This window comes from Methylomagnum sp., from assembly GCF_054333355.1.
Genome location: NZ_JBTEKS010000139.1, coordinates 1 through 10,008, shown reverse-complemented (window position 1 = coordinate 10,008; position 10,008 = coordinate 1). Strand labels below are relative to the sequence as shown.

Genomic DNA, 10,008 nt, shown 5'->3' with positions numbered 1-10,008 from the left:
TGCGTTGCCGGGGGCTGGAAATGCTGGGGGTGAATATCGGCTTCATGCTCTCCGTGCGCGGCGGGAAGAAAACGCCCAATCCTGCCAGCCGATTATTACACCCGCCTTACAGCGGCCCTATCCGCATAGGAACCTATTCCTCTATAGGATGGGTGTAGCGCAGCGAAACCCATCATGCCGCTTGGCTCGATGTGATGGGTTCCGCGAAGCTCCACCCCATCCTATTAAACCTACTATTGGCGCAGACCATCGCCGCCGGGTGACGCCACAGTTACGCGGGGTTCCCACTGTTTTGGCTATACTCTCCCCCCTCGCGAATAACCCCAATCCCCATGAACGACATCTACGACGCCTCATCCATAGAAGTCCTCTCAGGACTCGACCCGGTGCGGAAGCGCCCCGGCATGTACACCGACACCACCCGGCCCAACCATCTCGCCCAGGAGGTCATCGACAACAGCGTGGACGAAGCCCTGGCCGGCTACGCCCGCAACATCGACGTGCGGCTGATGGCCGACGGCGGCGTCGAGGTCCGCGACGACGGGCGCGGAATGCCGGTGGACATCCACCCGGAACAAGGCATCTCCGGCGTGGAGGTGATCCTCACCAAGCTGCACGCGGGCGGCAAATTCTCCAACAAGAACTACCGCTTCTCGGGCGGCTTGCACGGCGTGGGCGTGTCGGTGGTGAACGCGCTGTCCGACAAGCTGGAAGTGGAAGTGCGGCGGGGCGGGAAGACCTACGCCATCGGCTTCGCGCGGGGCGACAAGGTGTCCGACCTCGCCGAAATCGGCCCGGCGGCCAAGCGCGACACCGGCACCACGGTGCGGTTCTGGCCGGAAGTCCGCTATTTCGACACGCCCAAGATCGCCGTGCCCAAGCTCAAGGCGCTGCTGCGGGCCAAGGCGGTGCTGTGTCCGGGCCTGAAAATCACCTTGAAGGACGACGCCAGCGGCGAAACCGACACCTGGCATTACGTGAATGGCCTGCCGCAGTACCTCCTCGACCGCATCGGCGCCAGCGAATGCGTGCCGGAGGAGCCGTTCATTGGCAGCCTGGAAGGCCACCAGGAAGCGGCGGATTGGGCCGTGGCCTGGACGGTGGAGGGCGGAGAAATCGTGGCGGAAAGCTATGTCAACCTCGTCCCGACACCCCAGGGCGGCACCCATGTCAACGGTCTCCGCACCGGGCTGACCGAAGCGGTGCGGGAGTTCTGCGAGTTCCGTAACCTGCTGCCGCGCGGTATCAAAATCGCCCCGGAGGATGTCTGGGAACGCTGCCATTACGTGCTGTCGGTGAAGATGCAGGAGCCGCAGTTCTCCGGGCAGACGAAGGAGCGGCTGAGTTCGCGGGAATGTGCGCCGTTCGTGTCCGGCGTGGCGAAGGACGCTTTCAGTCTGTGGTTGAACCAGCATCCGGCGGTGGGTGAGCGTATCGCCGAGCTGGTGATCGAGAGCGCCCAGAAGCGCCTCAAGGCCAGCCGCCAGGTGGCCCGCAAGAAAGTCACGGCGGGTCCGGCCCTGCCCGGCAAGCTGTCCGATTGCGCCTCGCAGGACTTGGGGCAGACCGAGTTGTTCCTGGTGGAAGGCGATTCCGCCGGCGGCTCGGCCAAGCAGGCGCGGGACAAGGATTTCCAGGCCATCATGCCCTTGCGTGGCAAGATTCTGAACACCTGGGAGGTGGATTCGGGCGGCGTGCTGGCCTCGCAGGAAGTCCACGACATCAGCGTGGCGGTGGGCGCGGACCCCGGCTCGGCGGATTTGACGGGGCTACGCTACGGCAAGGTTTGCATCCTGGCCGACGCCGATTCCGACGGCAACCACATCGCCACCCTGCTGTGCGCCCTGTTCGTCCGGCATTTCCGACCGCTGGTGGAGGCCGGGCACGTCTTCGTCGCCATGCCGCCGCTGTACCGCATCGACGTGGGCAAGAACGTCTATTACGCCCTGGACGAGGCGGAGAAGAAGGGCGTGCTGGACCGCATTCAGGCGGAGCGGATCAAGGGCAAAATCAACGTCCAGCGCTTCAAGGGCTTGGGCGAGATGAATCCCCCGCAGCTGCGGGAAACCACCATGAACCCAGACACCCGGCGGCTGGTGCAGTTGGTTTTGGACGAGCACACCGAAACCCACGAGAAGCTGGATATGCTGTTGGCGAAGAAGCGGGCGGGGGACCGGAAGGTTTGGTTGGAGGAGAAGGGGAATTTGGCGGAGGTGTGATGAGTGGGATCCCGCACATGAGGGCGCACGTTCTAACGCCCTCACCCCGCCCCCCGCCGCTGATGCGTCTGTATCGACATCAACATCCCAAACCCCGCCAACAACGTCACCATCGACGTGCCGCCATAACTCACCAAGGGCAAGGGCACGCCCACCACTGGCAGAATCCCAATCACCATGCCGATATTCACGAACACATACACGAAAAAGGTCAGCGTCAACGCGCCCGCCAGGAACCGGCAATAACGATCCTGCGCCTGCACGACGATGTAGAAGCACCGCCCCAGAATGAAGAGATAAATGGCGAGCAGGCCCACGCAGCCCAACAGCCCAAATTCCTCCGCCAGCACGGCAAAGATGAAATCCGTGGAGCTTTCCGGCAGGAATTCCAGGTGAACCTGCGTCCCATGCAGCCAGCCCTTGCCGTATAGCCCGCCCGAACCAATGGCGATTTTCGACTGAATGATGTGGTAGCCGCGCCCCAAGGGGTCGGCCTCCGGGTTGAGGAAGGTAATCACGCGGTCCCGCTGGTATTGCCGCATGAAATGCCAGATGACCGGCAGCAAGCCCCCGCCCACCGCCCCCAGGCCGATGATGTACATCCACGGCAGCCCCGACAAAAACACCACGGCGGCGCCCGCCGTCCCCACCAACACGGCGGTGCCCAAATCCGGCTGCTTGGCGATGAGCAGGGTGGGAATCAGCACCAACACCCCGGCCACCAGCAATTGCTGGAGACGCGGCGGCGGCGCGTGCTGGGCCAGATACCAGGCGATCATCATGGGGGTGGACAGCTTGGTCAGCTCGGACGGCTGAAACCGGATAACCCCCAAATCCAGCCAGCGCTGGGCGCCCATGCTGATCTTCCCCAGCACCAGCACAGCGGTCAGCAGCAGGGCACCCGCCAGATACAGGAAGGGGCTGTAGAACTGGAAGAAGCGCGGGTTGATCTGGGCGATGGCGATCATGACGCCAGCGGCCAGCCCCAGCCGCATAAGCTGGCGCAGCAGCACATTCGGGTCTTGGCCGGAGGCGGAATACAGCACCACCATGGCCAGCGCCGCCAGCATCGCCAAACCGCCCAACAGCGGCAGGTCGATGTGCAGCCGGGCCAACGGGGATTTGCGTTGGGGCGGGGTCAAGCGTAATTGGTGTAGCAGCGGGTCGATATTCATGGCCTGTGCCTTATTTTGCCCCGTCCCCCCGGTGAGAGAGGGGGCAAGTCGCGATTTCGTAAAAACCTACACTGCGCAAGCTCTCCCGGACGGGGAGGGCTTTAAGCGCCGGGGCGGAATGTTACATAAACCTGCACCCTCAGTGGAGAATCCCGCCCATGACCATCCGCCGTCTGCGGCTCACCTTCCTCGCCGCCGCGTCGGACGAGGGAGGTTTGGACCTGGAAAAACGGGTGGGGGGAAGGGCGCGGCGCTTGATTCGTAAAGCGCTGGCGGCGACCGGCGATGACAAGGCCAAGGCCGCCCGGCTGTTGAAAATCAGCGAGCGGACCCTGCGGCACAAGTTGAACAGGACTTACGCACAATCCTGGACAAATCGCTGTAGGTCGGGCTTAAGCCCGACCTACATCACCCGCTTCGCGGAAAACTTGCGTAAGTCCTGTTGAAGAAGAATGGCGGGGCGTGGAAGCTTGATTTGTGGGGGCGGTTGGAAACCGCCCCACCAGGGCAATCGCGCTATGTGATTTTCTCCCTCTCCCGGCGGGCGAGGGAACCAAAAAGGCAAGCGCGATTGCCCTGCCGCTCTCACAGCGAGTGGTGCGTGCTTTTAAATCTGCGACTGCAAATAATTCGGCAAGCCCACCTTATCAATCAGGCCAAGCTGCTGCTCCAGCCAATGGGCGTGGTCCACCTCGGTGTCTTCCAGCATCACTTCGAGGATTTCCCGCGTCTGGAAATCACGCACCGATTCGCAGTAGGCGATGACTTCCTTCAAGGCGGCGACCACCGAAATCTCCACCGCCAGATCGTTCTTCAGCATGGACGGCACATCGTGGCCGACCAGCAGCGGCTCCCGCTTGGAGAGGTCCGGCGTGCCCTCCAAAAACAGGATGCGCTTGATGAGGCTGTCGGCGTGGCCGGTTTCGTCCTGCATCTCATGGCCCACCCGCTCGGCCAGTTTGCTCAAGCCCCAATTGTCGTACATGCGGGAATGCACGAAATACTGGTCGATGGCCGTCAATTCCCCGGCCAGCAAGTGGTTTAGGTGTTCTATGACTTTCACGTCACCTTTCATGGTTTGGTCTCCTGGGAGGGTTGAATGAATTTCGAAATAGTGGGGCGCCCTGTTGGGTGGGTAATTCCCTGTGAGTCGTAAGGCATCATCCGACTATATCATCCGCTTCACGGAACAACCAAAGGGTTTGCCGGGCGGGGCTGGAGCCGGGTTCCGTGGTATATTCTTGAGAACAGTTATCAATTGCGCATCGCCGTGGGCTGGGTTGGAGTTTCGCGGAAACCCGGCGCTCCGCATCCCGGAATGCTGGGTTTCGTTCCTCAACCCACGAGCGCGGCGCGGATAACTTTGGAACGAGATTGTTCGCCAAACCTTAAGGCTCAGACCCAATACGCCATGAGTTCCTGTCACGCCTCGCCCGATATCGCCAGCCCCGACCTGGAAGGCAGCATCGCCTTGGTCGGCCATCAGAACGTCGGCAAGTCGGTGATCTTCCACCACTTGACCGGCGTCTACGTCACCGTCGCCAACTATCCCGGCACCACGGTCGAAGTCGCCCGTGGCCGCAGCAAGGACTTGGCGGCGACGGTGGTGGACACCCCCGGCATCGTCACCCTGCCGCCGCGCACCGAGGACGAATGGGTCACGGCCCGCGCCCTGCTGCGGGAGAGGCTCCGCGCCATCGCTCAGGTGGGCGACGGCAACAATCTCCGCCGGACCTTGCTGCTCACCACCCAACTAGCGGAACTGGGCGTGCCGCTGGTGCTGACGCTCAACATGATGGACGAGGCCCGCGCCCGTGGCCTGACCGTGGACACCGGCCAGCTCGAAGCCCGCTTGGGGGTGCCGGTGGTGGCCGCCGTCGCCATCAAGGGCGAGGGCGTGCCTAAGTTGATGGGCTATTTGGGCGAGTCCCGCCCCCCTAAATTCCGGCTGAGCTATCCCGCCGAGATCGAAACGGCGGCGGCGGACATCGTGGCCTGCCTGCCCCACACCCACCTCGCCCGGCGCGGGCTGGCCCTGGCCTTTTTGGCGGGCGACCCCAGCGCCGAGGAATGGCTGACCGAATCGCTCGACGCGGCCAACCTGGAGCGGCTGCAAGCCTTCCGCGAAACCGCGCAACTGGCTTGCGTGGAACCGCTCTCCACCCTCATCCAGCGCACCCGGCTGCATTTCGCCGAGGACACCGCCCGCGCCGTGGTGGCGGAAACCGGCTCGAACTCCCGCCAGTGGGGCGCCCGGCTGGGCCATCTCGCCACCCACCCGGTGTGGGGCATTCCGATCTTGTTGGGCGTGCTGTATGCCATCTACTGGTTCGTCGGCCAGTTCGGCGCCAGCACCCTGGTGGGGCTGGTGGAAGAGGATTTGTTCGAGAACCTGCTCAACCCCTGGGTGACGGAACAGGTGCGGCAATGGTCGCCGCTGCCCTTCATCACCGATCTGCTGGTCGGCGAATATGGCCTGTGGACCGTGGGCATGACCTACGCCCTGGCCTTGATCCTGCCCATCGTCAGCACCTTCTTCTTCACCTTCGGCATTCTGGAGGACTCGGGCTATTTGTCCCGGCTGGTGGTGCTGAGCAACCGGGTGTTCCGCACCTTGGGACTGAACGGCAAGGCCATCCTGCCCATGGTCTTGGGCCTCGGCTGCGTCACCATGGCGACGCTCACCACCCGCATTCTGGAAAGCCGCCGCGAGCGCTTGATGGTGACGTTCCTGCTGGCGCTGGCGGTGCCCTGTTCGGCGCAGCTTGGCGTGGTAATGGGGATGCTGGGCCGGGTCTCGCTGGTCGCCACCATGATCTGGGCGGGCTTCGTGGTCACGGTGCTGCTGGTCGTCGGCTGGCTGGCGGCGCGGGTGATCCCGGGCGAGCGCACGCCGTTGTTGATCGCCCTGGCGCCGCTGCGGGTGCCGGTGTTCGGCAACGTGCTGACCAAGACCTTCGCCCGGCTGGAATGGTATTTGAAGGAGGTCGTGCCGCTGTTCCTGTTCGGCACCTTCCTGTTGTTCGCGCTGGACCGGCTCGGCGCGCTGCCCTGGCTGATTGAGGCGGGCAAGCCGCTGGTGCGGGATTGGCTGGGGCTCCCGGCGGAGGCCAGCGCGGCCTTCCTGATGGGCTTCTTGCGGCGTGATTTCGGGGCGACCGGCTTGTTCGCGCTGGAATCGGCCAATTTGCTCAGCCCCCGGCAAGCGGTGGTGGGCATGGTGACGATCACCCTGTTCATTCCCTGCATCGCCAGCATCATGATTATCGTCAAGGAGCACGGGGGCCGCACCGCCGCCCTGATGCTGGCGATGATCTTCCCGCTGGCCTTCCTGATTGGCGGGCTGCTGAACCGTGGGCTGCTCATGATTGGCTGGGGTGGGCTATGAGCGGCACACAGATCGACTGCCCCTTGTGCGGCCATCGCTTCGTGGCCCACGACCACGGCGGCTGCACGTCCTGCCCGATGGGGGCGTCCTGTGCGACGGTGTGCTGTCCGGCCTGCGGCTATTCCACCATCGACGTGTCCCGGACCAGCCTCGCGTCGCGGCTGGGGCGGCTGTTCCACAAGAAATCATCCACTTTGGAGAATGCGATCATGACCCTGAACGACGTGGCGGCGGGCGACCACGCCCAGATTTCCGGATTCGCCGAAGACCTGCCCAGCCACCAGCGGGAGCATTTGCAGGCCTATGGCCTGACCGAAGGCCGACCCGTCCGGGTGCTACAGCATTCCCCGGCCACGGTGGTGCGGGTGGAGCATTTGGAACTGGCTTTGGAAGCCGAGCTGGCCGGGAAGGTCAGAGTCACCGGCGAGCGGGCGGGGAAGAAGGCTAGGGGATGGCGATGGGGGCGGGCTGGCCGGTAAGGATTTGGCCGAAAACAACCCTGTGGGAGTGGCCTTCAGGCCACGACTAGGCGGTCTGGCCGAAGCGTCGGGCAGGGAATACCTGCCCGCCCTACGCCTATTACGTCCTTCAATGGCTGACAAAGCACTAGCCGTGGCCTAAAGGCCACTCCCACGGATACCGTGCTTGGCAATTCCCTTATCTGGGCCATAATTCGCCCCGTCTTTTCTCAACCGTGAATCCAGCCCTATGACCGCTTTCCCGCTACCCAGCGAAGACAACGCTTATCTGGCCGAGCATGTGGCCATCCTGCGCTATAGCCTCCGGCATTGGACGGGCCGCGAGCTGGTGGATCCCCGCATGACCGACGTGGACGCCGCCCGGTTTCTGTTCCGGGCGAGGTTCGCCGTGGCTTCCCACGACACCGCCCCGGACCCGCTCTTCAACTACGCCAACCAGACCGCGATGAGCCTGTTCGCCATGAGTTGGGAAGAAATCACCGCCTGCCCCTCGCGCCTGTCGGCGGAGCGCGTCAACCAGGAGTCCCGCGAGCTGTTGCTGTGCAAGGTCGCCGAGCAGGGCTATGTGGACGATTACCGGGGCGTGCGCGTTGGTCGGCACGGGCGGCGGTTCGAGATCGAGGGCGCGGTGATTTGGAATTTGCTGGACCAGCGGGGCATCGCCTGCGGGCAGGCCGCCATGTTCGAGCATTGGAAGTGGGCTTGAGAATGCCCACGCTCACTGATTGCGCGGGTTGGACGCACGCAAGGCTTTCTTGAAATGCGCGGCCTCACCAGGCGCTACTCCACCCGCCCTACGAAAAGCCACGTTTAGAGCGTTATCATTTTGCTTGTACGGCTGGCTCGCTCTAAACCCCTACCCGGCCCTCCCCTTTATCAGGGGAGGGAGTCTTAGCCCCCCTGATAAGGGGGGTTGGGGGTTAATACCGTACACCCGAATTGAAAACCCACGTTTAACCCACCGATTCCGCCAGCAAGAAATGGCAGAAGTCCGCCGTGGCTTCCAGCAGCTTGGCGAGATGCACCACCGGCTGACCATCCAGCAAATACACGGTCACGGTGTCATCGCGGCGCCATTTGCCGGGCGGCACGATCAGGCTGGCCGAGTGGCCCGCCGGGTCCACCACAATGAAGCCATTGCGCTTGTCGTCCTTGCCGTTGCTGCCCGTGACCCTGACGGGCCGCACCCGGTCGCCGATCAATTCGAAGCTGTGCCAATACCGCCCATCGCGGATTTGACCGCCGCGCAGCACGCCCAACTGAACATGATGGTTGTCGGAATTCAGTCCCACCAACAGCCCCGCCCGGAGCGCCAAGCGTCCCGAATCCATCAGGTAGAAGCCGGGGAACTCCGTGGGCACCACTTCCACCGTACGCTCCTCGTCGGTCAACTCGGCGGACGCCACCAAGTCCGCCAAGCGTGGCCGCCCCTTGAATTTCGCCGGACGGTTGTCCTGCGGCGCGAACTCGCCCGTGGGCGCCAATTCAAATCCCCCCAGCCCCGACCAGGCCACGCCTCCGGTGCGGCGCTTGGGGGCCGATTGGCGGGCTTCGATGTTCCACAGCATCGACACGATGGACACGAACCCCACCGACAGCACCACCCGCCGCCGCCCCATGTTTTCCGGGCAGGGCAGGCGCTCCCCGAGGCGCCGCCAGACCCGCCGGAACGATTCGTCCTCCGGGGTTTCGCCGGAGCGGGTCGCGGCGTTCCAGGCCGCCACGAATTTTTCCGCTGAAATATAGGGCAAGTCCGGGGCGGGGGGGGCGCTGGGCAAGGCGGGCACCAGGATGGTCGCGGCGGCGGGATCGAACCAGAAAACCGCCTGCCTGCCGCCTTCGTCCGCCTCCAGGCCCAAGCCGTCCATTCCGCCCCGTAGCCAGAGCCGGTCGAACAAGCGCTGCATCTCCGCCGCCGCCAAGCGTCCGGGCGCCGCCAGTTGAAACAGGCCGGCGCTGGCGAACAGCTCCCGGAAGGTGGCGGGGCGCTCCCGTTCCGTCGCCACGAACTCGTCGAGCAGGCGATTCGTCAGCGCGTAGGCATACAGCTTTTGCAGCGTCGGACTGGCCGAGGACGAGGGCACCTCATACACCTGGGCCGTGCGCAATTGGCCGTAGGCCAGATTCTCCAAGGCCCAGCGCAGGATGGCCAGCCGCTCGCTGGCGGCGAACACCTTGCCGAACGAGGTGTCCTCCAGCAGCAGCCGATAGCCCATGGCGGCCTCCAGATGGAAGCGGGCGGACAAGGTGGCGATTTTGCGGGTCTTGCTGTCGAGGGGAAAGGTCCGGTCGGCCAGATGGGGCTGCAAGTTGCGGGTGAGGCTGAAGACGATGGGGCGGGAGTGTTCGAGGATGTCGAAACGCAGCCGGGGCGCCATGGGATAGAGGTTCAACAACTGCAACATCGGGAACAGCAGCCGACAGGTCTCCCGGATATTGCTCACCGGCAGCCGGTCCAGCCATTCCGAGGCCGAGCGCAAATCGAGCTTGAAGGGGAGGGGGGGCAGTTCCTGGACTTGCATAGGATTGGGGCACCGTCGGCAAAGGGCTGTGAGTCGGTTCGAGTCGAACACTATCCGGTTTTCGGCTGGCGTTGCCTGCAATGACGCGGCGCGGTCCCGACCGGGTGGCCCGCCACTGGCATTAAGTTAGAGCGTTTTCAACATGAGTGTACGGCAACGAGAAAAGCCGACTCGGTTTCGCAAACCGAGTCGGCCTATGTGAACGCCATAAACCCAAAATGAAAA

8 protein-coding genes are annotated in these 10,008 nt (G+C 63.8%); 5 read left to right on the top strand and 3 right to left on the bottom strand.

Features of this window, described 5'->3' with window-relative positions:
- Positions 1–332 precede the first annotated feature (332 nt).
- Positions 333–2,219, top strand: a complete 1,887-nt coding sequence (parE, locus tag ACXWUF_RS12000) for a DNA topoisomerase IV subunit B (RefSeq protein WP_458494901.1) — start codon at positions 333–335, stop codon at positions 2,217–2,219.
- Positions 2,220–2,260: 41 nt separating this feature from the next.
- On the opposite strand, the gene rodA is transcribed toward parE, so the two are convergent.
- Entirely contained in the window at positions 2,261–3,394 is a 1,134-nt protein-coding gene (gene rodA, locus ACXWUF_RS11995) for a rod shape-determining protein RodA (RefSeq protein ID WP_458494900.1), read from the bottom strand.
- 158 nt (positions 3,395–3,552) lie between these two features.
- Here rodA and ACXWUF_RS11990 point away from each other — a divergent pair, with 158 nt between their 5' ends.
- Positions 3,553–3,840: a helix-turn-helix domain-containing protein gene (locus tag ACXWUF_RS11990; RefSeq protein ID WP_458494899.1), complete on the top strand. Its 288-nt coding sequence runs from the start codon at positions 3,553–3,555 to the stop codon at positions 3,838–3,840.
- A gap of 161 nt (positions 3,841–4,001) precedes the next feature.
- Here the strand turns inward: ACXWUF_RS11990 and bfr are convergent, their stop codons facing one another.
- Positions 4,002–4,469: a bacterioferritin gene (gene bfr / locus ACXWUF_RS11985; RefSeq protein WP_458494898.1), complete on the bottom strand. Its 468-nt coding sequence runs from the start codon at positions 4,467–4,469 to the stop codon at positions 4,002–4,004.
- A gap of 336 nt (positions 4,470–4,805) precedes the next feature.
- Between bfr and feoB the strand changes: the two genes are divergently transcribed.
- From feoB to ACXWUF_RS11970, 3 genes are all read left to right on the top strand, one after another.
- Entirely contained in the window at positions 4,806–6,782 is a 1,977-nt protein-coding gene (feoB, locus tag ACXWUF_RS11980; RefSeq protein ID WP_458494897.1) for a ferrous iron transport protein B, read from the top strand.
- On the top strand, positions 6,779–7,261 hold the full coding sequence (locus ACXWUF_RS11975) for a ferrous iron transport protein A (RefSeq protein WP_458494896.1): 483 nt from the start codon (positions 6,779–6,781) through the stop codon (positions 7,259–7,261). Before feoB ends, ACXWUF_RS11975 begins: the two co-directional genes overlap by 4 nt.
- Positions 7,262–7,490: 229 nt before the next feature.
- Complete coding sequence (locus ACXWUF_RS11970; RefSeq protein ID WP_458494895.1) at positions 7,491–7,967, top strand: MEKHLA domain-containing protein; 477 nt, start codon at positions 7,491–7,493, stop codon at positions 7,965–7,967.
- A gap of 247 nt (positions 7,968–8,214) precedes the next feature.
- Here the strand turns inward: ACXWUF_RS11970 and ACXWUF_RS11965 are convergent, their stop codons facing one another.
- Positions 8,215–9,783 (bottom strand): hypothetical protein, encoded by a 1,569-nt coding sequence (locus tag ACXWUF_RS11965; protein WP_458494894.1) that lies wholly within the window; start codon positions 9,781–9,783, stop codon positions 8,215–8,217.
- Positions 9,784–10,008: the final 225 nt, after the last annotated feature.

Excerpts from the sequence above, each read along its gene's own strand:
- bfr (WP_458494898.1), bottom strand. The coding sequence starts at position 4,469 with ATGAAAGGTGACGTGAAAGTCATAGAACACCTAAACCACTTGCTGGCC.
- ACXWUF_RS11975 (WP_458494896.1), top strand. The coding sequence starts at position 6,779 with ATGAGCGGCACACAGATCGACTGCCCCTTGTGCGGCCATCGCTTCGTG.
- ACXWUF_RS11965 (WP_458494894.1), bottom strand. The coding sequence starts at position 9,783 with ATGCAAGTCCAGGAACTGCCCCCCCTCCCCTTCAAGCTCGATTTGCGC.
- ACXWUF_RS11990 (WP_458494899.1), top strand. The coding sequence starts at position 3,553 with ATGACCATCCGCCGTCTGCGGCTCACCTTCCTCGCCGCCGCGTCGGAC.
- rodA (WP_458494900.1), bottom strand. The coding sequence starts at position 3,394 with ATGAATATCGACCCGCTGCTACACCAATTACGCTTGACCCCGCCCCAA.
- parE (WP_458494901.1), top strand. The coding sequence starts at position 333 with ATGAACGACATCTACGACGCCTCATCCATAGAAGTCCTCTCAGGACTC.
- feoB (WP_458494897.1), top strand. The coding sequence starts at position 4,806 with ATGAGTTCCTGTCACGCCTCGCCCGATATCGCCAGCCCCGACCTGGAA.
- ACXWUF_RS11970 (WP_458494895.1), top strand. The coding sequence starts at position 7,491 with ATGACCGCTTTCCCGCTACCCAGCGAAGACAACGCTTATCTGGCCGAG.